A 23,724-nucleotide genomic window follows, 5' to 3' on the forward strand; every position below is an offset into this window, starting at 1 on the left:
GGGGCGCTCATAGACGGGTATTTTGGAGATGCGGCTGTAACTTTACCAATTGGAGAAGTTGATGAAGATCTTCAGAAACTCTTAAAAGTGACCGAAGAGTCCCTATTGTTGGGTATTGCCCAGGCGAAGTTTGGTAATCGCCTTTACGACGTCTCTTATGCGGTCCAAACGCACGTGGAAGCTAACGGATTTTCTGTGGTGCGGGATTATGTTGGACATGGGATTGGAAGAGCCATGCATGAGGACCCCCAGATCCCTAATTTTGGCAAGCCCGGTCGGGGACCACGACTCGAGGTAGGTATGGCCTTGGCTATTGAACCCATGGTAAACATGGGTACGTATGAAGTGCGGACGCTAAAGGATCACTGGACTGTGGTTACGAAAGACAGCCGGTCATCGGCCCATTTCGAACACACAGTTGCGATTACGGAAAATGGCCCGGAAATTCTAACTCGTTGTTAGGTACTCCAGCGTGGCGATTGTCAGAGGAGGGGTGAATAATCATGTCAAAAGAAGACGTTATTGAAGTTGAAGGTAAGGTCTTGGAGCCACTGCCCAATGCCATGTTCCAGGTGGAGTTAGCGAATGGACACAAGGTTTTGGCGCATGTCTCCGGAAAGATTCGCATGAATTTTATCCGGATTCTTCCGGGAGATCGAGTCACAGTGGAGCTTTCCCCCTATGACCTGTCCCGAGGACGAATCACATACAGGTTTAAGTAAGCATCAAAGGGAGGGATTACGGTGAAAGTAAAGCCTTCTGTCAAAAGGATCTGTGAAAAATGCAAAATTATTCTTCGCCATGGTAAAGTCATGGTCATTTGTGAAAATCCGAAGCACAAGCAAAGACAAGGCTAGAAGTTACGGGTGCGCGGCTGATTGGACGGTATCCTTCAATGCACCGATTTTATTATTGATACAGAACTGAATTAGTTGGGGGTGTAAATTGTAGATGGCACGTATCGCTGGAGTTGACTTACCACGCGAGAAACGTTTAGAGGTTGCCTTAACCTATATTTTTGGGATTGGGCTGCCTACTTCACATAAGATTCTCGCTAAATCGGGCGTAAGCCCGGATGTCAGAGTGCGTGACTTGTCAGAAGACGAAGTCAGCAAGCTCCGAGAAGTTATTGATAAAGAGTTTAAAATTGAAGGCGACCTGCGTCGTGAAGTTTCCCTCAATATCAAGCGTCTTATAGAAATTGGCTCTTATCGTGGACTGCGCCATCGTCGGGGACTTCCCGTTCGAGGTCAGCGCACGAAAACCAATGCCCGTACTCGTAAGGGTCCGGCCAGGACTGTTGGAGCAAAACGTAAAAAGTAAAAAGGGGGGATAACCGAGATGGCGCGTAAAGTTGTCCGGACAAAACGCCGGGAACGTAAGAATATTGAAAGTGGAATTGCCCACATCAAATCCTCGTTTAACAATACAATGGTGACCATTACGGATACCAGAGGGAACGCACTTTCTTGGTCAAGTGCAGGTTCTCTTGGCTTTAGAGGTTCTCGTAAGAGCACTCCTTTTGCAGCGCAAATGGCTGCAGAAACATGTGCTAAAGTTGCGATGGAACATGGCTTAAAAGATGTTGAATGTTTCGTGAAAGGACCAGGGGCTGGACGTGAAGCTGCAATTCGTGCCCTACAAGCAGCAGGTTTGGAAGTAAACTTAATTAAAGACGTGACTCCGATTCCACACAATGGCTGTCGGCCACCGAAACGCAGAAGGGTATAGGAGGTGTGTAATCTTGGCCAGATATACTGGACCAGTTTGTCGCTTATGTCGTCGTGAAGGATTAAAGCTATTTCTCAAAGGGGAACGTTGTTATACCGGAAAGTGCGCGGTTGATCGTCGCCCACAACTCCCCGGACAACACGGTCAAGCTCGTGCGAAGAAGCCCACCGAATATGGTCTTCAATTACGAGAAAAACAAAAAGCACGTCGTATGTACGGCGTTATGGAAAATCAATTCCGCAGCTATTTCGATCAAGCTGCACGTAAAAAGGGTATGGCCGGAGAGAACCTACTCATCCTGTTGGAACGGCGACTCGATAATGTCGTTTTCCATCTGGGGTTTGCATCATCTCGTCCTGAAGCGCGTCAACTCGTGAATCACGGGCACTTTACCATTAATGGGAAGAAGGTTAATATTGCCTCTTATTCTGTACGTGTGGGAGAAACCGTAGCGGTTAAAGAAGGCAGCAAGAGCTCTCCACGTGTGAAACAACTTCTGGAAAACCTAGGTTCTCGAACAGTTCCCGGATGGTTAAGTTTGGATGCCAATACTGCTGCAGGAACAGTAGTTGCCCTACCTACTCGGGAAGATATTCAAATCCCCATCCAAGAACACCTCATCGTGGAGAAGTACTCCCGTTAATGTTGACGTTCTACCCATCTGGGTCGGATGGTTTGTATATCAAGTTCTCGAGAAAGAAGGTGCATTCTGATGTTAGAAATCGAGAAGCCCAGGATCGAGTGTATCGAGCGTTCTGATGACGACACCTATGCAAAATTCGTCGTTGAGCCTCTGGAAAGGGGTTATGGGATAACTTTAGGGAATTCTCTAAGGCGTATCCTGCTATCCTCTCTTCCTGGATCGGCGGTGACATCTGTCAAAATTGAAGGGGTACTCCACGAGTTTTCCACGATTCCGGGTGTTTTGGAAGACGTTACTGATATTATTCTGAATCTGAAGTCCCTTGCCCTGAAAGGCTATACGGATGAACCTCGGATTATTCGTATAGAATATCAAGGCGAAGGGATTGTTACAGCAGGAGATATCATAAGCGATCCTGACATTGAGGTTCTGAATTCGGACCTGAGGATTGCCACATTAGATCATGATGGCCGGTTATTCATGGAAATGACAGTAGAGCGTGGCCGGGGCTACGTTCCTGCGGATAAAAACAAGAAGCCCGACGATGTTATCGGAGTTATCCCCATAGACTCTATTTTTGCTCCAATTTATAAGGTTAACTATACGGTAGAGGATACCCGGGTTGGTCAAATCACGGACTATGACAAGTTAACCCTTGAAGCATGGTCTAATGGCAGTATCTCTCCAGAAGAGGCTACCAGTTCGGCAGCCAAAATTATGAGTGATCATCTGCGCCTTTTTATGGGACTCACAGATAAACTAACTAATATTGAGATTATGGTGGAAAAGGAAGAGGAAGCCAAAGATAAAATCCTCGATATGACGATTGAGGAATTAGATCTGTCCGTTCGTTCTTACAACTGCCTGAAACGGGCAGGGATCAACTCAGTTGAAGAGTTGACCCTAAAAACGGAAGAAGACATGATTAAAGTGCGTAACCTTGGTCGTAAGTCTTTAGAAGAAGTGGAATTTAAACTTAAGAACTTAGGTTTATCGTTTCGCCCGGCTGAGGACTAATTCGGGCAAAAGGAGGGAATGTAATTGGCTTACCGCAAGTTGGGAAAAAACACGGGTCATCGCGGGGCAATGTTGCGTAACATTGTCACTTCCTTGTTAAGACATGGGCGTATTCAAACAACTGAAGCACGTGCCAAAGAATTGAAGACCATTGCTGAAAAGATGATTTCACTTGGCAAGCAAGGTGATTTGGCTTCACGTCGTTTAACGATGGCTTATCTCATGGACGAAGATGTTGTAACAAAATTATTTGAAACCATTGCGCCGAAATATGCTGACCGTCAGGGAGGTTATACCAGGATTATGAAACTCGGCTTACGTCGGGGCGATGCTGCGACAATGGTAATTGTTGAACTCGTATAATGCGAGTTGTTAAAGGCCGGGTTGCTTAACGTTGTTAAGCATGCCAGGCCTTTGCTGATTAGAGAAGTGAAAAATCCATACGTAGTGGAGGCTCGTATTCATGCGGAATATTCGGCTAAAATTAGCATATGACGGAACAAACTATCATGGGTTCCAGCGACAGCATGAAACTCATGGTCCTACCATCCAGGGTACTTTGGAAACAGTGTGGGCAAGATTAGTCGAGGAAGAGGTAACTCTAGCTACGGCGGGCCGAACGGATACCGGTGTACACGCCTCCGGTCAAGTTGTAAATTTCATGACTTCGGCAAGAATTCCGGAAGAAAAAATCCCTAAGGCTTTTAACAGTATGTTGCCCAGGGATATACGAATACTTCAAGCAAAAGACGTTCCGGATGACTTTGATGCCCGGTTGTCAGCAAAGTGGAAACGCTATGATTATCAGATAGACAACAATCCCATCCCAAATATATTTACGCGCCTTTATGCGTCCCATATGCCTATTCCCTTAAATGTAGCGGAGATGCAGGTGGCGGCAAATTTTTTGGAGGGACGGCATAATTTTAAAACCTTTGCAGCAGCCGGTGGGGATAGTAAGTCGTTTGAACGGACGATTTATCGTTGTCTTGTCAAAAAAAATCAGAAATTAATCATAGTATCCTGCGTGGGGGAAGGATTTCTATATCACATGGTTCGAATTATTGTTGGAACACTGATGGACGTGGGGAAAGGTCGGATTCTCCCTCAAGAAATCCCAGAGATTATTGCCAGTCAAGAACGGAAACGGGCCAGAATGATAGCACCGGCGCATGGCTTAACGCTGGCTCACGTGAATTATACGGAAGAAAGCCCTTTTGAAGTTTTTAAGGACCTTTAGATCGAGGTTCGAGGTGCGAAGCTCGAACTTCGAGGTCGGGGGTTCGAACTTCGAGGTCGTTTCGAGGTTCGAATTCCTAAGTCCTAATTCCAAAGTCCTAAGTCCTAATTCCTAAGTCCGAGGAGTGGTTCTTGTTAAGAAGCAGGCTATTGCTAGGGCATAAAGAAGTTTAAGCGGTGTTCGTCTCTATTTATAAATATTTCGAGCGAGGTTTATGGAGGTATGTTTTGTCTGAAATAATTGTTTGACATAAAGCTATTAAATTAATATAATATTGCTACGAGTTTTTGTGCCTTGGCAATGATTGAGCCCCATGTCTTTGGCATACCGCTGGCATGATTGAGCCCCATGCGAGTGTTGAGTAACATAAAACTGCTAATTTGGAGGGAAAGTTATGACCACGTTTTTTGCAAAAGCACAAGACCAGGAGCGCAAATGGTTTGTCATTGACGCTGCGGGAATCCCCCTGGGTCGTATTGCTACTGAAGCAGCACGTCTCCTAAGAGGTAAACATAAAGCGACATTCACCCCTAATGTTGATACAGGGGATCATGTCATAATTATCAATGCTGAAAAATTAGTGTTAACCGGCAACAAACTTAACAACAAAGTTTATCGTCGCCACTCTGGGTTTCCTGGTGGGTTAAAAGAAATCTCTTACAAAAAATTGATGCAAATCATGCCAGAACGAGCTATGGAACATGCTGTGAAGGGTATGCTTCCTCATAACAAGTTGGGCGCCCAGATGTACACAAAGTTAAACGTGTATAAGGGAGAATCACACCCCCATCAAGCTCAACAACCTGAAATCTGGACAATTCAATAGATTTAGGAAGGAGGAAGTAAAACATGGCAACTAAGTTACAATATGCTGGTACGGGACGACGTAAAAATGCTATCGCTCGCGTTCGCCTTATTCCTGGTGAAGGAAAGTTCGTTATCAATAATCGTGAATTAGCGGAGTATTTTGGTAAGAAAACTCTGGAAATGATTGTTCAACAACCATTCAACATTACAGATACACTTACTAAATATGATGTTATCGCTCTCGCCCACGGGGGTGGCACCACAGGTCAAGCCGGTGCGATACGCTTAGGCATTGCCCGTGCTTTGCTGAAGGCGGATGCCAGTCTCCGTCCAAGTCTTAAGAGAGCCGGTTTCCTTACGCGTGACCCGCGTATGAAGGAACGTCGTAAATACGGCCTGAAGAAAGCTCGTAAGGCTCCCCAATTCTCCAAACGTTAATTATAAAGAAAATAAAAATCCCTCAACCATGCACGGTTGGGGGATTTCTTAATGGTGCGCCCGGCATGGGCGCAGTCTAACGGGTGAAAGTCCCGAGTGCGGGTCGATAGTGTAAAGCACAACTATTTTCTGAGACTGCATAATTACCGTATTAAAATGGAGATTATTATATAGGAGGAGAATTTATGGAGATTCCTTGACACTATGAGGAGGGTAGTAGATGAATATTCTCGTGACCTTAAATTCTAACTACTTAAAACAGTTGGTTGTTATGATTACATCCTTAACACAGTCGAATCCAGGAATACACTTCATCGTTTATATTGCCCATACCTCTATGACTGAGCGGGATTTTACGTTTATCAACCAACATGTAGATACCTTCAACTGTACAATTGTCGGAATTAAAATTCCGGATGATCTGTTCAGTAATGCGCCGATTACCAGGCGCTACCCTAAAGAAATGTACTATCGCATCTTTGCCGCTCAGTTTCTACCCAAGGAACTGGAGCGCATACTATATCTTGATCCCGATTTAGTGGTTATCAATTCTCTTAATACATTATATAATATTGATTTTCAAGGAAATCTATTTGCCGCCGCAACTGATGTTTATGAACCTCTCGGTAAGTTCAATAAGGTTCGTTTGAAAATGCCTAAGAACAGCACATATGTGAACTCAGGCGTCATGATGCTGAATTTGTCCCTGCTACGGGAGCAGCAAAATATTGACGAGGTATTTGACTATATCCAAGAGTATAAGAATCGTTTAATTTTCCCAGACCAAGATGTTATTAATGGCTTGTACGGTGGCCGAACAATTATCGTTGATCCTAAGGTCTATAATCTTAGTGAACGTTATTATTTAATCTATAACCTCCACCCTAAAAACAGAGAATGTAAAATAGATTTAGATTGGATTTGTCGAAACACAGTGATTATTCACTATTGCGGAAAAAATAAGCCGTGGAATGAAAACTATAAGGGTAAGCTGGGCGCCTTCTATCAAAGTATGCAGCAGTATTGATAAAATCTTCGGCGAAAAACATAGCCTGCTACCGGACCAGCGTATCGCGAAGGATTGAAAATGGACAATTCAAATGCATATTCCGATTGTCTCCCCCATAAGGTAAGACGGAATAGACTGGGGGGAGGATGAAAATGAAAGTTATTTGGGTTGTAAGTAGGAAAAGAAATAAGGAAGTTATTTTAGGAGTCACGCTTGTACTTATTTTGATGTTTTCCCTTGGATGGGGATTCAGTAGACCGGATAAAAAAATATGGAGTTGGACATTGGGCAATAGAGTCGTCGTAATCGATGCCGGTCACGGGGGCGTAGATCCAGGTGCTGTGGGTAAAGGCAAGGTATTAGAGAAAGATGTGACCTTGGCCGTATCCAGACGCCTGCAAGCCCTGGTTCAGCAAAGCGGGGCTAAAACAATTATGGTCCGCGGGGATGACAGCGACTTAGGAACGTCACAGGGACTTTTAAAGCGGAAACGAGAGGATTTGGCTGGACGTATCCAACTTGCTATGGACGCCCAGGCAGAAGTTTATATCAGTATCCACGCCAACAGCTTTTCTGACGCAAAAATGACGGGTGCACAGACGTTTTATCATGCGGATTCGCCGGAAGGAAAGTTATTGGCTCAATCGATTCAGCAGGAGCTGAATAATATGACAAATGGCAAAAGAGTTATTAAAGGAAATCAAGATATATATGTTCTGAAAAAGGCGCACCAAGCGGCTGTAACCGTTGAACTGGGCTTCCTATCAAACATTGAAGAAGAACAGTTACTGACAACACCGGAATATCAGGAGAAGTTGGCTATTGCCATTTATCAGGGTTTAAGTGTATTTTTTAGTAAACAGGCGGAAGGAAATAGAAGTCAAATTCAATGAATGCAGATGAAGAACTATGCAAATTCCCTGTTTTTGCAGGACGGATAAGGAGGTAGTTTTATGGGTTATTTAGGTTATTTAGGTTATAGGGGTTGTGAAAATAGCCTATTCTGTGATAATATAGTCTGAAATCAATAATTCCAAGTTCAGTATTAGCAGTTTGGAAGATAGCTTTGTATGGCAAAGCTATACGTAGGATGGTGACCGTGGGGTTCCTTTTGGAGCTTTGCGAAGGACTCGTAAAAGATCAGTAGGATTGTAGGATGGGGGCGATTAAGAGTCAAGGCACCTCTATTCAGGGTGCCTTTTTGGGTGTATCAGAAAGTTTAAGTTTTCAGGTACCCCTTTACTTATTTCCCATGGATAGAGTTAAGATCTTTACCATGCCCACGAAGTATGAGCAGCTAAGCATGGATATTGATAATGTAGTATGGTAGAAGGGGGCAGGAAAAAATGATTATTATTTTGAAGATGGGTACGACAGTAGAACAGATTGAAGAGACTTCCACACGGTTAACTGAGGAGGGATTCAAAGTGCATTTTTCCCAAGGAGTGGAGAAAACAATAATGGGGGCTATTGGGGATCGCTCACGAATGAAAGCTCTCGATTTAGAAGCGTTGCCTTGGGTAGAAAAAGTCGTGCCTATTTTGGCATCGTATAAGTTGGTCAGCCGGGAGTTTCATGCTGCGGATAGCATAATTCGGGTTGGGGGGCAAGAAATTGGGGGCAGTAGAATTCATGTGATGGCAGGTCCTTGTGCTGTCGAAAGTAAAGCACAGATCATGGAAACTGCGTATGCTGTGCGCGAGTCCGGTGCGACCTTTTTGCGTGGGGGCGCTTTTAAACCCCGTACTTCTCCCTATTCCTTCCAAGGATTAGAGGAAGAGGGATTACGTTATTTGGCGGAGGCACGTGACGAAACGGGGCTTCTGGTGATCACAGAAGTTATTGATGCGCAGGATGTCTCTCTGGTGGCCCATTATGCGGATGTTCTCCAAATCGGTGCTCGGAACATGCAAAATTTTGTCCTTCTCAAGGAAGTTGCCAAGTGTGGGAAACCAGTACTGCTCAAACGAGGGCCTTCAGCAACCTTAGAAGAATGGATGATGGCAGCTGAGTATATCCTGGATGGAGGAAACTACCAGGTGATGTTCTGCGAGCGGGGCATACGTACTTTCGAAAGTTATACACGGAATACGCTTGATCTAAGTATGGTTCCTGCTCTGCACGCCCTTTCACACTTGCCAATCATTGTTGACCCAAGTCACGGGACTGGGAAATGGCAATTAATCCATCCCATGGCGAAAGCGGCTCTGGCTGCCGGAGCAGATGGCTTGATCGTTGAGGTTCATCCCCATCCGGAAAAGGCGGTTTCAGACGGTAAACAGTCCTTAACACCGGAAAAATTCCAAATAATGATGGCTGATTTGGCGAGGCTCACTACCGCACTCGATCGTCAATTGGGGGAAGTGAGTTCGTGATAGAAGGTCTGGAAGAAATTTTGACACCGGGATGGTCAGGCCGACGTATTCCGAAGGCTTGCATCCTTGGTTTAGGACTGATTGGCGGGTCTTGGGCAGGAGCATTACACCTTTCCGGATGGGAGGTTTTTGCGGTTGACCGGGAAAAGGCTAGTCTTGATGAAGCCGTGAGCCGGGGCTGGGTACAGGCGGGTTGGACTGAAATGCCACAGTTTCTGGAGGTTGATTTGGTTGTTTTAGCTCTTCCCCTTCAGGTGTTGGCGAAGGGATTTGATCAATTAGTCGGCAGGATTCCTAAGGGGGCAATTGTAACCGATGTAGGAAGCATAAAGACGGAAATTTGCCGACAAGCACTAATAATTGGTTCTGTGGACTTTTATTTTGTAGGTGGTCATCCAATGGCAGGTTCGGAACGGTCAGGCTTTGGAGTATCAGATCCCAATCTTTTTCGAGGTTATCCCTATGTTTTAACCCCTGAGGCTGATTGTCCTCAACAAGTGGTTAAGAAGCTTGTAGAAGTTGTTCAAGGGTTTGGAGCAGTAGTCGTGTTTCGAGAGCCAATAGTTCACGATGTTGAAGTGGCAATGGTTAGTCATCTCCCCCATTTGTTAGCGGTGGCGCTAACTTTAGCTGCGCAGGATGCTTCCCAAGGGGGGGGAGCAGCCTTAGAGTTAGCCGGACGGAGTTTTCGAGAATTAACGCGCATTGCAGATAGTTCTCCCGGAATGTGGAAAGAAATTATTGTGAGGAATTCCGATGCGATTCTTGGTGGGCTTACCCTATGGGAACAAAGAATAAAGGAATTAAAGGAGTGTCTTCAGCAGGGAGACGGAGAGGCTATTGCCGAAGCATTTCGAAAGGCTCATGCGGTTCGGGGATGTCTTACTTAAGTAGTCTTACTGTAGTCTTACTTAAGTAGTTAGAAACGTTTTATCCGTTGAATCGATAACCTAGGGAGGCAATGCTTATGCGAGGCGTGTTTATCAAGCCGATCTCCGGAGTGGAAGGAGAAATCGTAGTTCCTGGTGATAAATCCATTTCTCATAGGGCAGCGCTCTTGGGTGGGATGGCTCATGGAGAAACCCATGTTTCAAATTTTTTATTAGGCCAGGACTGTTTAAGTACGCTTCGTTGTTTAAAACAACTGGGAGTCCCATCGGAGAGACAGGGGACCGAGGTTTGGATTCGCGGCGAAGGGATGGAAACCTGGACAGAGCCGACGGATGTCCTGGATGCCGGTAATTCGGGGACGACGCTCAGGCTTATGCTTGGAGCGTTGGCCGGCAGCCAATTTGTCGTCACCTTGACCGGAGATGAATCCCTTCGCTCTCGTCCGATGCGGCGGATCACCGACCCTCTTAAACAAATGGGAGCTCAGATTATGGGTCGTTTAGGAGGCAATTTAGCTCCTTTGACCATGAGTGGCGGTCACTTACAGGGGCAAACCATTCAAACCTCGGTACCCTCGGCTCAAGTCAAATCGGCTATTATCTTGGCGGGATTGAGAGCGAGCGGAGAAACGAGAGTTGAGGAACCGGCTCTTTCCAGGGATCATACCGAACGAATGCTCCGGGGATTTGGAGTTGAGGTGCTAAGCGAGAAGACTGTGGTCAGGGTGCACGGGGGAGCTCGCTTAACCGGTCAAGATATTTCTGTACCAGGTGATATTTCGTCGGCTGCTTTCTTCCTCGTCTTAGGAAGTTTGGCAGGACGTGGGGAGATTATTCTGCCCAATATTGGTGTAAACCTGACTCGTACCGGGATATTGGATGCTCTTAGAGCCATGGGCGCGGATATTGAGTTGATTGATACTTCGGAAATCTGTGGTGAGCCGAGGGCAACACTCCGGGTTCGCTCTGCAAAGCTTCAAGGCATTGAAATCGGAGGAGACATGATTCCACGACTGATTGATGAAATCCCCATTCTGGCGGTGGCCGCAAGCTTTGCCGAAGGGGAAACCGTCATTCGGGATGCTGCAGAACTGAGGGTCAAGGAAACTGACCGTATTCGTACAGTGGCTGAGGGATTAAATGCCCTGGGGGCAAAGATCGAGGAACTTCCCGATGGGTTGCGGATTCACGGCCAGCCTTCCTTACGCGGTGGGCAGGTGAGCAGTCTGGGAGATCATCGGTTGGCTATGGCGTGGGCAATCGCCGGGATGCTATCAAAGGAAGGGGTCAGCGTGGAAGATATGGCAGCAGCCGAGGTATCGTATCCTGACTTTTTAGCAGTACTTAAGAAGGTAGCTCGATGAGCACTAGTACAGTGAACTCGTTCAACTAAGTTGAACATCGAGACTTCGGTGACGAAAGCCTCCAGTGGAGGCTTTCGCCGAAGCCGCACGACCCAAAAGGAACTCTTAGCGGCGAAGTCGGAGTCTACCCCCACCGAAGCAGAGTACGGGGAACCACCCCCGCTTGGAGAAGTGGGGGTCTCACGATTGGATAAAAGGACCGAGGCCGCAGCCTCGGTTATTAAAAAAATACGTCACTAAAGACCTAACATCTCTTTGAGTATCCGGGATTTAGCCCGGCTCACCAGGATCTCGCTACGTTCATGGTCATCGACCACTATAGAGTAAGTTCCATTTAAATAGGGGATAAGTTCCCGCATGCGTTGAATGTTAACTAAATAACAACGATGGGAGCGAAAAAAAAGAGTAGGGTTTAAACGTAATTCCAACTCGCGTAAGGTAAAATGGGTTAGGTAAGAGTCCTTTTGGGTTTTAATGTAGACCTTGTCTTTATCGGTATAGATAAAGACAATTTCGTCTTGGTGTAACAGAAATATTTTACCCCCTTGTTCAACCGGTACAACTTCCAAAGGCTTAGGTGGAGGTGTAATAGCTTCACTTTTAGGGGGTAGCGGATTATTCTTTGGTGCGGTTATGCTGACTTTTATTTGGCGCACTTTCATGAGCGCTTCTTCAAGGAGCTTAGGTTGGATGGGTTTATGAAGATAGTCTAAGGCATTTACGGCAAAGGCAAATGCGTATTCTTCGTGAGCAGTGATAAAGATAATTGTGGGTGAATCCAATTTATCCTGCAACCGATGGGCCAAGTCAATCCCGTTTAAGCCTGGCATAGCTATGTCCAAAAAAATCACCGAATATTCCAGATGAGAGATTAACTCAAGAGCTTCTAAAGCATTTGCAGCTTCGCCAACAACCTGAATATCCTCGAAGCGCTGGAGTAAGTAGCGAAGTTCTTTACGGGAGGAGTACTCGCCGTCGACAAGTAAGGCACGAAGTTTCAAGCTGAACCCCCATTTCTTGACATATCCAGAAAGTATAATTCAAATACTCCCCTGAGCTTTGGCAAAGAGTGCTCCGCCCATGAGAAGGGCAGTCTAATATTCAGATAACTACCGCATTATGCCATGTAATGTCCCCGCTTGTCAAGACAACGATTTTGAAGACTAACTTCCCAAATATATATCGTAGAATGTAGATATGACTTAATATGTCTCGCGGGAAATACCGTCGCGTCTGTTGTTAATTGACTGATAATCTTACTCCGGATATAATTAAAGTAAACCCTAATAAAGAAAGAGGGGGAAGACTTGTGTTTTCAAAAATATTTAAAAAAATATTGAAAACCAGGGTGCTGTTGTGATTTGGGTAGAAGAGGTCATGACCCAGATACCGGTTTGTCTGAGCGAAGCCGATTCTTGTTTGGAGGCCTTGCATAGGCTTATCGAAGCTGATTCCTCCGGTTGGCCTGTGGTCGATAAAACGGGGAAGTTCATGGGAATAGTTACACTGGAGACGCTTGCCGGGAGAGTGATCGGTAAGGATAGATCAGCTGGAGAGTTGAGTTGTCTGGAAGCGGTGGAACGCAATCCAGTGGTCATGAAGCCTTCTCTGCGTCTAGGTGAGGCTTGGGCTTACCAATTTGATTTGGCTGTGGTAATTGAAGAGGATGGGCAGATCGTTGGAGTTTTAAGCCGAGCAGACCTGGCCGGTGCTTTATATCATGAAGCTGAATTTCAGATAAAAGAACTGGAAGGGGTACTAAGCTCCGCGCACAATGGTATAGTAGTTATCAATAGCGACGGTATGATAACTTCATTTAATGGTGCAGCCGAACAATTTACCAGGGTTTCTCGGGAAAGAGCAGTTGGTCGCCATGTCTTAGACGTCTTAGTACCTCTTGGTTTAATGGAGACTCTGGAAACAGGAAAATCGGAGTATAGCCAGAAGTTCCGAGTGGGTCGGGGGACATATATCATGAATAGGGATCCAGTAATCCAGGACGGCCGGATTACTGGGGCTGTTGGCGTATTTCAAGATATATCCGAAATTGAATCGGTATCACAGGAATTAGCCACAGTTAAGGAACTCAATAGTGAACTTGATTCAATCATCCAGTCCTCCTCAGATGGTTTAATTGTTACCGATTCAGCGGGCATAGTCCTCAGAGTTAATCAAACCTTTGAAAGAATGTGCCTTGGTAATGCACAGGATTTGATAGGAAGAGGAATTCAGGAAATTGAAGAGGTTATCTATGCACATTCGTTAGTTGACATGGTTTTGCAAAGTGGGCAACCCGTTACAATTATGGAAAATAAGCATAATCATAGTATGCTTGTCACTGGTAGTCCTGTTTTCGATGAAGAAGGAAAGCCTTTGAGGGTGGTAATAAACCTAAGAGATATGACTAGCCTTAATCAGCTCCGGCAGGAACTGATTGATGCCAAATGTTTAAGCGAAAAATACCACCAGGAGTTATCAGAATTGCGGAATCGTCAGGGTAATGGGGAAATGATTTGCACTGGTCCCGAGATGGAACGGGTATTCGAATTAATTAGGCGGGTAGCTAAGGTTGACTCTACCGTGCTTTTATTCGGAGAATCAGGTGTGGGCAAGGAGGGGATAGGAAAACTCCTTCATACTCAGAGCAACCGCGCGAAAGGTCCTTTTATAAAAATAAATTGTGGTGCTATTCCGGAGAATTTGTTAGAATCTGAACTTTTCGGATATGAGTCGGGAGCGTTCACGGGAGCCCGTCGAGAAGGCAAGATTGGCATGTTTGAACTTGCTCATAATGGGACGCTGTTGCTCGATGAAATTGGTGATTTTCCCCTTAATCTTCAGCCTAAACTTTTAAGGGTTCTTCAAGAACGGGAACTTGTTCCCGTTGGAGGGACAAAGCCACGCCAGGTTAATGTTCGAATCATAGCCGCAACGAACCAAAATCTCGAAGAGATGATCAAGGCGGGGCAATTTAGAGAGGATTTGTTCTTTCGCTTAAATGTGGTTCCGATTGTGATCCCGCCTTTACGTCAACGGCGTGGGGATATCATTCCTCTTCTTTATCATTTCCGAGATGAATTCAGTAAGAAGTACAATTTCCAGCGGGAATTCTCTCCCGAGGTAATTGAGGCTTTTCTGGAGTATGATTGGCCAGGTAATGTTAGGGAACTGGAAAATATGGTTGAGCGATTAATGGTTGTCTCGGCTGGAGAGTTGATTCAGGTATCCCAGTTGCCTATGCCTTTTCAACGAAGCACCAGCAAATTAGGAGGAGTATCAGTCAATTCCTTAATGCCCTTGAAAGAAGCTATCAATGAAGTAGAACGACAACTTATTGAAAAGGCTATGGAGAAATACGGTAGTACTTATAAAGTTGCCGCTGCCTTGGGGGTTAATCAGTCTACGATAGTTCGAAGAATGGCTCGTTTTCGACGGGCTGACGCTGAGTCGCTTGTTCGATATTAGAGCATTATATAACTTTATCAGATAGGAAGAGCAAATACTAAAAAACTGAATCATATTTGCATTACCATGATGCAAATATGATTCAGTTTGAAATCTGATGCAACTAGATTTTTTGTAGTAATTAATAAATATCACTGCAATTTTGCATTATTTGTAGTATTTGCTGATTCTGGTTATTCAAACAACTTAACTGGCTCAAACCGTTTGCTATTGGTTTTAGACAGTTAAGCTGTCAATTTTAACTGATCAATGGTCAAACTTGTCGAGAACTGTAAAATGGTATCATACTTGCGTAAAAGCTTGTACGAGAAACGGGACAAGATAAAGCCGCCAATTTTAAAATTAAAAGGAGGAATAAGAAATACAAAATTGATTTATTATTGTTTGTAGGGTTGCAAATTGTTCTCTACCGTAGCAACTGAATCGCGGTGATTGTGTTTTCCCCTCGCATCTATTGTGAATTTTTGCGTTTGGAATGGAAGAAATAGTAGATGTAGGTCAGTTTCATTCAGGGGTAGTTGATGTGCCGCCTGGTGCCCATGTTTGTTTGCCGCTTTTCCTATGCAAGCTTTTCGGATTCGGTTTCTAGTATCCGTTACTGTGAGGCGGCTTATTGCCGTTGCAGCTGTTAGGTTGAGACGACTTCCAGTCCTTTAACCCTAATTCTAACAATACCATAATCAAGAGGTTTGGGTTGTACTATTTTAGAATCTCACTCACATAGGGTGGTGAGTAGTTACTAAAAAAGGCTTGTTATTTAGTTTTGAGAATATTATTCATAGTAAAAACATACCTAGAGGGGTTGAAAAATGAGATACGCAGAGACAGGGTATAATCTAGAAATTGATTTAACAAATGGAAACATTGAGAGGGTAGAAACCGACCCGAGATTAACCGAACTTCATCTTGGGGGGCTGGGTACTAACGCCAAGATATTATGGGATAGGGTTCCCCCGGAAGTTAAACCCTTTGATCCTGAGAATCTACTGATATTTAGCGCTGGTCTGTTAGGTGGAACACCTACTCCCGGGGCTAATCGTACGATCATTTCTACCATTTCTCCCCAGACAGGGTTAATGGCATATTCAATGATGGGGGGATTTTTGGCGGCAGAGTTGAAGCATGCCGGTTATGACAAAGTGATTATTCGCGGCAAGTCCTCTAAGCTGGTTTATTTGTGGATAAACAATGACAAAGTAGAAATACGAGATGCCTCTCATTTACAGGGTAAAGGCGCTGTCGAAACGCAAGATTTGATTCGTCGGGAGTTGAAGGTGCCGCAAGCCCATGTGGCTGCTATCGGCTTGGCCGGCGAAAATAAGGTTTTTTATGCTTCTATCGAACAGGGCAGGTCCAGTGCCAGTCGGCAAGGACTGGGCGCTGTTATGGGAGACAAAGGGTTAAAGGCGATAGCTGTTCGTGGAACAAAGGACGTTAATATTGCCCAACCGGATAAATTTATAGGAATTTGCAACGAAGTGCTGGAGTATATAAAAGTCCGGGAAGACAATCCAATTCCAGGGGTAATGACCATTTTACAAGGGCTCGGCTCACCTGCTGAGATGTACCACACTGATGAACAGTGGCACACTGAGAATTTTGTGTGGGGAAATGCCCGTACGCGGAGAAAGGGTTTTTGGACCGAGGAAATCGAAGAGAAGTGGAAGGAAACTCAATTAAGTGTGCGGAAACGGTTAATAAGTTGTTATAACTGTCCGATGAAATGCGGAGCAACAATTACCGTCCCGGGGATTTCAACCTATATGATGAAATGCTTCTCGAAGCTGACTTATACCATGGCGGCCTATTCAGACTTGGATTTTGGGTTTAAAATTGCCCAACGTGCTACGGAGTATGGAGTGGACGGATTCACAACCCCGCAAGTTATGGCTTTCGCTCTTGAGCTTTATGAAGCCGGTATTTTGACTGACGAGGATTTTCCCGGAATGCCTTCCGATAGCGAGGGGAGATTTTACTGGTTGCTGGACAGAATTGTTCGGCGAGAAGGGATCGGAGATATTCTGGCCGATGGCACTTATTGGGCCGCCCAGAAGATTGGTAAGGGTTCAGAAGCATATGCTCATAATAATATCAAGAAACATGAGCAGCTGCCTCTCAAGCTAGGAATGATGAATCCTGTTTATTTCCTGATGTATTCCACCAACGAAAAGATAAATATTACCCAAATCGAAGGGCAGTTCCCTCAGGCGCCTTTCCCTACGATTGAGGAGAGAGAAGCTTTTTGTTCGGATTGGATCCAGGTGCCTGATCCAAAGTTTAAGGATTACTTGATGAAGTGGGAATTCCGTGGAGAATACTCAAACCCATTTTACCCAGGTATTGAAGCATGCTGTGATATAGTTGACTGGATGGAGAAGATGCACTACATTGATGACGCGCTCGGGATATGCGCCGGTTTGTCATCATTTCCACTGAAGCCTCCGTATCATATCCACAATTATCCGCATTTAATCTCTTCAGCTAGCGGTCTTGATATGGATGAAGCCGGGCTATCGCTGGCAGCCAAGAGGAACCGGACCTTAATTAGAGCCTTTAATATAAGAAGGGGTATGACAAAAGAGGACGAACGTCCGCCGGAAGACCATTGGAAGAAGAGATTTCCCGAGTATGAAGCTCAGCTCTTAGACGCGTATTACAAATATAAGGGCTGGAATAGTGAGGGTGTTCCTACTAAAGAGTCTTTACATGAATTGGGGATGGATTACGTTAGTGAAGACTTAGAACGGAGAGGGATTCTAAAAGATGAGCAAAGTTAAGAAGAAAGTCAAGGTAATCAAGATTGATATTGAAAAATGCAACGGTTGCCGGGCATGTGAGATAATTTGCTCCGCCTATCACGCTGCGCCAAAATATAGCAGCAATAATCCGGCGAGGTCTCGGATTAGACTGATCCGTGATCCAATCAAAGATATTTATCTTCCTGTTTACGCAGGTGAGTATGCCGCAGCCGAATGTATGGGCAGAGATATTTACGTGATTGACGGCAGGGAATATGCCGAGTGTGATTTTTGCAGGGCTGCTTGCCCGTCCAGGGACGTTTTCAAAGAACCTGATTCCGGTCTCCCTCTTAAGTGCGATATGTGTGAAGACGAAAAAGAGCCCTTGTGTGTTAAATGGTGCTTAGCTGAAGCTCTGACTTATGAAGAAAGGGAAGAAGAAGCCGAAGAAGAAGTGAAACTGGACGATATGGAGATAGGATTAAAATCATTGGTAGATAAATATGGCTTCCAGAATCTAGTGGATAGCGTTGTCCGAATGACACAGAAGGGCTAAAATATCATGTGAAAGGAGAGGATGAAGGATTGTGGAAACTGTAGTCCCCTTCAAAGAGGTAATAGATGAAATAATTGAGAATGGTGCAGAAGCCTTCAAATTCTGTTATCAATGCGGAAAATGCGATACTGTTTGTCCCTGGAATAGGGTTAGAAAATTCAGTATGCGCAAGCTAATCCGAGAGACAACGTACGGKTTGATTGAGATAGAAAAKGAAKAAATCTGGCGTTGTGCTACCTGCGGAAAGTGCCAACAGCAATGCCCCAGGGACGTTAAGCAGATATCAAACATGATAGCCCTACGCAGGTTTGCCACGGGATATGGTGTTTTCCCTGAGGCTGTCAAGCCAATGCGCGGTGCAAGCGCAGGACTTTCCGGAGAAGGCAATCCTTTCGGTAATGAACGGGCAAAGAGGGCAGATTGGGCAAAGGGTCTTTCAGTAAAGACCTTCACCGAAGGGACGGAATATTTATACTTCCCCGGTTGCTACCTTAGCTATGATCCAAGATTAAAGAAAGTTGCTGTTGCCACAGCCAAAATCCTCAATCAAGCAGGAGTGGATTATGGAATTCTGGGCCCCAAGGAAAATTGCTGTGGAGAAAGCATTCGGAAGGCCGGCAATGAGGAATTATTTAAACAGTTGGCCAGAGAAAACATCAAAACTTGGATCGATAACGGGGTCAAGAAAGTCCTGGTTTCTTCCCCTCATTGCTACCACACATTCAAGAACGAGTATCCGGAATTTAATGCCAACTTTGAGATAATTCATATGTCCCAGTTTTTATTCCAGCTCATAAATGAAGGCAAGCTTCAGATCAGCAAGGAGTATGAGGGAAAAGTCACCTATCATGACCCATGTTATCTGGGGCGCCATAATGGCATCTTTGACGAACCGCGCGGGGTCTTAAAGAAGATACCTGGTTTGGAACTGATTGAGTTGCCTGAAGTGCGGGAAAATAGTATGTGTTGCGGTATGGGTGGCGGTCGGATTTGGATGGAAACTGCTAAGGCTGACAGATTTGTCAACCTCAGATTAGAACAAGCTATTGGGGTTGGGGCTGAAGTACTGGTTACTGCCTGTCCCTATTGCATTACTAATTTTGAGGATAGTCGAGTAGTTATGAGTTTTGATGATCAGATCCAGGTGAAGGACATCACGGAGATCCTCCAGGAAGTGATTTAGAGGACGGAGAGGCAAAGTATGCAAGAAGCGGTTGGCGTAGCGGATATGAAAGGTGTGGTAGTGGACGCAGTCTGTGATCGATTTTCGGATGAGGGATGGGTCAGGACCTCAGTTCACGTGCCTAGTGAGATGGAGCTCGCAATCTATATAAATCAGCAGGAACTGGTCACCATCCTATGTACGCCAAGCAAGCTGAATTACCTTGTCCTCGGATTTCTCTACTCAGAGGGGGTCATCTCGGGCATCGGTGACGTGGATATCCTGCGGGTGTGTGAGGAGGAATCGGTGGCTGATGTGAGGCTGAGTAACTCCGAATTTAAATTACCGACGCAGCGAAGAATCACCTCTGGATGCGGAGGCGGTGCAGCTTTCAAAACTCAGGGACAGAAGGTTGATTCGGGTCTTGTTGTTACCCCGACGGAAGTGCTGTTACTGATGAAGCAGCTTCAAGAACAGATGGATCTCTATCGACTTAGTGGTGGTGTGCACACCTCAGCTTTGTCTGATACCAAGAACCTGCTAGTAGTGGCTGAGGATATCGGACGACATAACACCTTGGACAAGATTCAGGGCGAATGTCTAATGAGAGGGCTATCAACCAGAGATCTACTGCTGCTGACCACCGGTCGCATTTCGTCGGAGATGTTGCTCAAGGCGGCAAAGGTGCAGGYGCCTGTTGTTGTTTCGCGGCACTCACCGACCGGGAGCGCCGTTTCGCTTGCTCATGATCTGGGCATTGCTTTGGTTGGACGAGCACGCGGGGGCCGACTGGCGGTGTATTCCCACCCGGAGCGACTTGGCTGCTCAACAAATTAAGTGCGGCTGTCCCGGTCGAATCCGGACAGTACGGGCACCTAAAGACAGATGAGGTGATAGAAAGTGGAAGAAGAACTATTGCTAAAAGAACAAGTTCAACAACTTTGTAATAGTATTGGAAACAGTAATTTCGGAGACGTAATGGTTGTTGGCGGAGGGATCAGCGGTATTCAAGCCTCGCTTGATCTTTCTACTGCGGGTTATAAGGTTTACTTGGTTGACAAAAATCCGAGTATTGGGGGTCATATGGCCCAGCTGGACAAGACCTTTCCGACCAATGACTGCTCCAGTTGAATACTCAACCCCAAACTGGTCGAGGTCGACCGGTCGCCGAATATTGAGATTCTAACGTATACAGAAGTTGAAAGCGTAGCAGGGGAAGCAGGAAACTTTCAGGTTACGCTGACGAAAAAGCCCAAATATGTTGACGAGAGCAAATGTACGGGTTGCAAAGTCTGTACAGAATACTGCCCAGTCCAGTACCCTGATCAATTCAATCAAGAAATATCAATGAATAAAGCCATTCATATATTCTTTACGCAAGCCATTCCTTTGGCCTCTTATATTGATGAAAGCTGCCTTTACCTTAAAGAAAAGAAATGTAAAATTTGCCAAGCAGTTTGTCAGGCTGACGCCATAGATTTAAATCAGACAGCGGAGAAGGTTGAGGTAAATGTCGGGGCGATAGTTCTCGCTCCTGGGTTTGAGCCGTTTGACCCTATACTTCGGAACGACTATGGCTACGGGAAGTACAAGAATGTCGTAACCAGTCTGGATTTTGAACGGATCTTAAGTCCCACCGGGGCCTATGAAGGGGAGRTCCGGCGTGCTTCGGATCTGAAGCATCCCCATAAAATAGCCTGGATTCAGTGTGTCGGTTCCAGACAGGTTAATCCGGCCGGCGGCAACAGCTATTGTTCATCCGTATGCTGCTCATATGCCCAGAAACAGGTGATTCTGACCAAAGAGCATGATGCGGAAGCAGAGTGCACCATATTCCATAACGATATTCGTTCCCATAACAAGGATTTAGAGCGCTACTTCCAAAGAACAGAGCAGCTTCCCGGGGTTCGGTTTATCAGAAGCTACGTCTCGATCGGCAGAGAGATCCCGGAAACCAACAATGTAACGATCAGATATTCCACACCGGACGAGGGAGTGAAGGAAGAAGAATTCGATCTGGTGGTCTTATCCATCGGCTTAAATCCCCCTACCGATAATCAGACTATGGCGGATAGGTTCGGTATTGAGCTCGATTCACACGGCTTCTGTAAAACTAATCTTGCTAATTCCAATGAGGCTAGCAGGCCGGGGATTTTTGTCAGCGGAGCCTTCCAGGGACCCTCAGATATTCCCGAATCGGTTTATACTGCCAGTGGGGCCGGTTCTCAATGCGGTGAACTCCTTGACTACCGACGGGGTGGGCTGACAAAGGAAAGAGTCTATCCGCCGGAAAAGGATGTCTCTCAAGAGGAGCCAAAGGTCGGAGTATTTGTCTGTCATTGCGGAGCTAATATCTCCAGAATCGTAGATGTACCTGCAACTGTTGATTATTCCTTAAGCTTGCCCAATGTTGTCTACGCACAGCAGCAGTTGTTTTCGTGTGCGACTAATTCCGCCAAAGAAATATCAGACATTGCCATAGAAAAAGGGTTTAATCGCTTGGTTATCGCCGCTTGCTCTCCAAGGACACTTGAACCGTTGTTCCGGGACACCTTACGAGAGGCGGGAATTAATCACTATTATCTGGAAATGGCCAATATTCGAGAGCACTGCTCCTGGGTCCACGCCAAAGAAAAGGAAGTGGCCACGCAAAAGGCGCAGGATCTGATCCGGATGTCAGTAGCCAGGGCTGTACGTTTGCAGCCTTTGCAGGAATTTAACCTGAACGTCGACAAGACGGCCTTGGTGGTCGGCGGAGGCCTGGCCGGCATGACCAGTGCGCTCAGTGTGGCTAACCAGGGGCATGAGGTTTATCTTGTGGAAAAGGAAAGAGACCTGGGGGGAATGGCGCGCCGAATCCGTTATACCTTGGAAGGATTGGATGTTCAAGAGCATTTGCAGGATCTTATCAGCAAGGTTTATCAGCATCCGTCAATCCATGTCTATACTGAGGCTGCCATCACGGAGACGGGTGGCTATATAGGAAATTTCGTGACCAAGGTTAAGGCTCCAGGCAGGATCGCCGAGATTAAACATGGAGCGACTATTCTCGCTACAGGCGCTGATGTATATCGACCCACGGAGTATCTTTATGGCGAAGATGATCGGGTGACAACTCAGCTGGAGTTAGAGGAGCAAATCGCCAATGGCGATGAAAGACTGCTCGATTCCCGGAGTTTGGTGATGATCCAATGTGTAGGTTGCAGAAATGAGGAACGGAACTACTGCAGTCGGATATGTTGCAGTGAGTCGATTAAGAACGCCCTGAAACTAAAAGAGCTAAGGCCCGAGATGGATATCTATATTCTGTATAGGGATATGAGAATGTATGGGTTGCGAGAGGATTATTATCGTGAAGCGGCCAGTAAGAACGTAAGGTTCATCCGTTTTGAGGAGAATGATCAACCTCAAGTGGCCCCAGCTGTTGATGAGGAGGGCCGCTCTGTCTTAAGGATTAGCGTGACTGATTTTGTTTTAGGTAAGAAGCTTGAGATAGATGCGGATACACTTGCTTTGGCTGCCGCCGTTATTCCGTCAGAGGGAAGTCAGGAAGCAGTCAAGTTATTCAAGGTAACTACCAATCAAGACGGTTTCTTCAAAGAGGCTCATGTCAAACTAAGGCCGGTTGAGTTTACGATCGATGGGATTTATCTTTGCGGCATAGCTCACTATCCCAAGCAGATATCGGAAACAATCAACCAGGCTTATGGAGCCGCAGGTCGGGTCTTAACGCTTCTCTCGCATGATTCAGTTGTTGCCTCCGGTGCGGTTGCCGAAGTGCCGGAAAATAGCTGTATTTCGTGTGGGGCGTGTATCACGGCGTGTACGTACGGCGCCATCGAATTTGTTATGACGCCGAAAGGCAGAAAGGCCAGAGTTAATCCCGCTCTCTGTAAGGGAGACGGTTTTTGTAACACTGTATGTCCGACCAGTGCTATCCAACTGAAACACTTTACTGATGAACAGATCTTGAGCCAAATCGATGCAGCGGTTGCCGGCTTGTAGAGGTTCCGTGGGCGGAAAGATGGGATTACGAAATAAGGCGGTGAGAGATGAATGAGTGCGGAGCTTAAATTCAAACCCAAAATATTATGTTTTTTTTGCCAATCGTGAGCATACGGGGCTGCAGACCTAGCTGGCGTGTCCAGAATACAATATACAACTGAAAGCAGAGTTATACGTGTCATGTGTACCGGTCGGGTTGACTTGTCATTTTTCTTAAGGGCTTTTCTCAAGGGATTAGATGGCGTGTTTGTGGGCGGTTGTCAATTCAATGATTGCAGCTATGG

General features: G+C 45.8%; 24 protein-coding genes and 1 pseudogene. 24 read left to right on the forward strand and 1 reads right to left on the reverse strand.

Features of this window, described 5'->3' with window-relative positions; translation table 11 throughout:
* The 16 genes from map to aroA form a co-directional block, all read left to right on the forward strand.
* The coding region (gene map / locus AC6I5A_RS01935; RefSeq protein ID WP_034611116.1) for a type I methionyl aminopeptidase at positions 1-462 on the forward strand (462 nt) is incomplete at its 5' end.
* Positions 463-503: 41 nt separating this feature from the next.
* On the forward strand, positions 504-722 hold the full coding sequence (gene infA, locus AC6I5A_RS01940; RefSeq protein WP_007778476.1) for a translation initiation factor IF-1: 219 nt from the start codon (positions 504-506) through the stop codon (positions 720-722).
* 21 nt (positions 723-743) lie between these two features.
* The gene (gene rpmJ / locus AC6I5A_RS01945) at positions 744-857 is read left to right on the forward strand and encodes a 50S ribosomal protein L36 (RefSeq protein ID WP_034611118.1); all 114 of its coding nucleotides are present in this window, start codon (positions 744-746) and stop codon (positions 855-857) included.
* 94 nt (positions 858-951) lie between these two features.
* Complete coding sequence (rpsM, locus tag AC6I5A_RS01950) at positions 952-1,323, forward strand: 30S ribosomal protein S13 (protein ID WP_034611120.1); 372 nt, start codon at positions 952-954, stop codon at positions 1,321-1,323.
* Between the two features lie 18 nt (positions 1,324-1,341).
* A complete protein-coding gene (gene rpsK, locus AC6I5A_RS01955) occupies positions 1,342-1,731 on the forward strand; it encodes a 30S ribosomal protein S11 (protein WP_034611122.1) in 390 nt (129 codons plus the stop codon).
* Positions 1,732-1,744: 13 nt separating this feature from the next.
* On the forward strand, positions 1,745-2,374 hold the full coding sequence (gene rpsD, locus AC6I5A_RS01960; protein WP_034611124.1) for a 30S ribosomal protein S4: 630 nt from the start codon (positions 1,745-1,747) through the stop codon (positions 2,372-2,374).
* Between the two features lie 69 nt (positions 2,375-2,443).
* Entirely contained in the window at positions 2,444-3,391 is a 948-nt protein-coding gene (locus AC6I5A_RS01965; protein WP_034611127.1) for a DNA-directed RNA polymerase subunit alpha, read from the forward strand.
* A 24-nt stretch (positions 3,392-3,415) separates the two neighbouring features.
* Positions 3,416-3,754, forward strand: coding sequence for a 50S ribosomal protein L17 (gene rplQ / locus AC6I5A_RS01970; protein ID WP_034611129.1), 339 nt, complete (start codon positions 3,416-3,418; stop codon positions 3,752-3,754).
* Between the two features lie 100 nt (positions 3,755-3,854).
* Positions 3,855-4,631, forward strand: a complete 777-nt coding sequence (gene truA, locus AC6I5A_RS01975) for a tRNA pseudouridine(38-40) synthase TruA (protein ID WP_034611132.1) — start codon at positions 3,855-3,857, stop codon at positions 4,629-4,631.
* Positions 4,632-5,025: 394 nt separating this feature from the next.
* Positions 5,026-5,457, forward strand: coding sequence for a 50S ribosomal protein L13 (gene rplM / locus AC6I5A_RS01980; protein WP_034611134.1), 432 nt, complete (start codon positions 5,026-5,028; stop codon positions 5,455-5,457).
* Between the two features lie 23 nt (positions 5,458-5,480).
* The gene (rpsI, locus tag AC6I5A_RS01985; protein ID WP_034611135.1) at positions 5,481-5,876 is read left to right on the forward strand and encodes a 30S ribosomal protein S9; all 396 of its coding nucleotides are present in this window, start codon (positions 5,481-5,483) and stop codon (positions 5,874-5,876) included.
* A 220-nt stretch (positions 5,877-6,096) separates the two neighbouring features.
* Positions 6,097-6,903, forward strand: coding sequence for a glycosyltransferase family 8 protein (locus tag AC6I5A_RS01990; RefSeq protein WP_034611137.1), 807 nt, complete (start codon positions 6,097-6,099; stop codon positions 6,901-6,903).
* A 134-nt stretch (positions 6,904-7,037) separates the two neighbouring features.
* The gene (locus AC6I5A_RS01995; protein ID WP_052167834.1) at positions 7,038-7,778 is read left to right on the forward strand and encodes an N-acetylmuramoyl-L-alanine amidase; all 741 of its coding nucleotides are present in this window, start codon (positions 7,038-7,040) and stop codon (positions 7,776-7,778) included.
* Positions 7,779-8,231: 453 nt separating this feature from the next.
* Entirely contained in the window at positions 8,232-9,260 is a 1,029-nt protein-coding gene (aroF, locus tag AC6I5A_RS02000) for a 3-deoxy-7-phosphoheptulonate synthase (RefSeq protein WP_034611144.1), read from the forward strand.
* On the forward strand, positions 9,257-10,150 hold the full coding sequence (locus AC6I5A_RS02005) for a prephenate dehydrogenase (RefSeq protein WP_034611146.1): 894 nt from the start codon (positions 9,257-9,259) through the stop codon (positions 10,148-10,150). Before aroF ends, AC6I5A_RS02005 begins: the two co-directional genes overlap by 4 nt.
* Positions 10,151-10,227: 77 nt before the next feature.
* Positions 10,228-11,514, forward strand: coding sequence for a 3-phosphoshikimate 1-carboxyvinyltransferase (gene aroA, locus AC6I5A_RS02010; protein WP_034611148.1), 1,287 nt, complete (start codon positions 10,228-10,230; stop codon positions 11,512-11,514).
* A gap of 236 nt (positions 11,515-11,750) precedes the next feature.
* Here aroA and AC6I5A_RS02015 read toward each other — a convergent pair whose 3' ends face one another.
* Positions 11,751-12,515: a LytR/AlgR family response regulator transcription factor gene (locus AC6I5A_RS02015; RefSeq protein WP_034611150.1), complete on the reverse strand. Its 765-nt coding sequence runs from the start codon at positions 12,513-12,515 to the stop codon at positions 11,751-11,753.
* Positions 12,516-12,870: 355 nt separating this feature from the next.
* Between AC6I5A_RS02015 and AC6I5A_RS02020 the strand changes: the two genes are divergently transcribed.
* The 8 genes and pseudogenes from AC6I5A_RS02020 to AC6I5A_RS02055 form a co-directional block, all read left to right on the forward strand.
* Positions 12,871-14,979: a sigma 54-interacting transcriptional regulator gene (locus tag AC6I5A_RS02020; protein ID WP_052167835.1), complete on the forward strand. Its 2,109-nt coding sequence runs from the start codon at positions 12,871-12,873 to the stop codon at positions 14,977-14,979.
* A gap of 809 nt (positions 14,980-15,788) precedes the next feature.
* Positions 15,789-17,756, forward strand: a complete 1,968-nt coding sequence (locus tag AC6I5A_RS02025; RefSeq protein WP_034611152.1) for an aldehyde ferredoxin oxidoreductase N-terminal domain-containing protein — start codon at positions 15,789-15,791, stop codon at positions 17,754-17,756.
* A complete protein-coding gene (locus AC6I5A_RS02030; RefSeq protein ID WP_034611155.1) occupies positions 17,743-18,273 on the forward strand; it encodes a 4Fe-4S dicluster domain-containing protein in 531 nt (176 codons plus the stop codon). Before AC6I5A_RS02025 ends, AC6I5A_RS02030 begins: the two co-directional genes overlap by 14 nt.
* A 31-nt stretch (positions 18,274-18,304) precedes the next feature.
* Positions 18,305-18,535 (forward strand): annotated as a pseudogene (locus AC6I5A_RS02035) (4Fe-4S dicluster domain-containing protein); the annotation flags it as partial.
* Between the two features lie 27 nt (positions 18,536-18,562).
* Positions 18,563-19,456: a (Fe-S)-binding protein gene (locus AC6I5A_RS02040; RefSeq protein WP_497900430.1), complete on the forward strand. Its 894-nt coding sequence runs from the start codon at positions 18,563-18,565 to the stop codon at positions 19,454-19,456.
* Positions 19,457-19,474: 18 nt separating this feature from the next.
* Positions 19,475-20,272, forward strand: a complete 798-nt coding sequence (gene fdhD, locus AC6I5A_RS02045; protein ID WP_034611162.1) for a formate dehydrogenase accessory sulfurtransferase FdhD — start codon at positions 19,475-19,477, stop codon at positions 20,270-20,272.
* Positions 20,273-20,335: 63 nt separating this feature from the next.
* Positions 20,336-23,440 (forward strand): FAD-dependent oxidoreductase, encoded by a 3,105-nt coding sequence (locus AC6I5A_RS02050; protein ID WP_497900428.1) that lies wholly within the window; start codon positions 20,336-20,338, stop codon positions 23,438-23,440.
* Positions 23,441-23,491: 51 nt separating this feature from the next.
* A partial coding sequence (locus tag AC6I5A_RS02055) for a hydrogenase iron-sulfur subunit (protein ID WP_497900429.1) occupies positions 23,492-23,724 on the forward strand: 233 nt, incomplete at its 3' end.

This window comes from Desulfosporosinus sp. Tol-M2 (assembly GCF_059735615.1).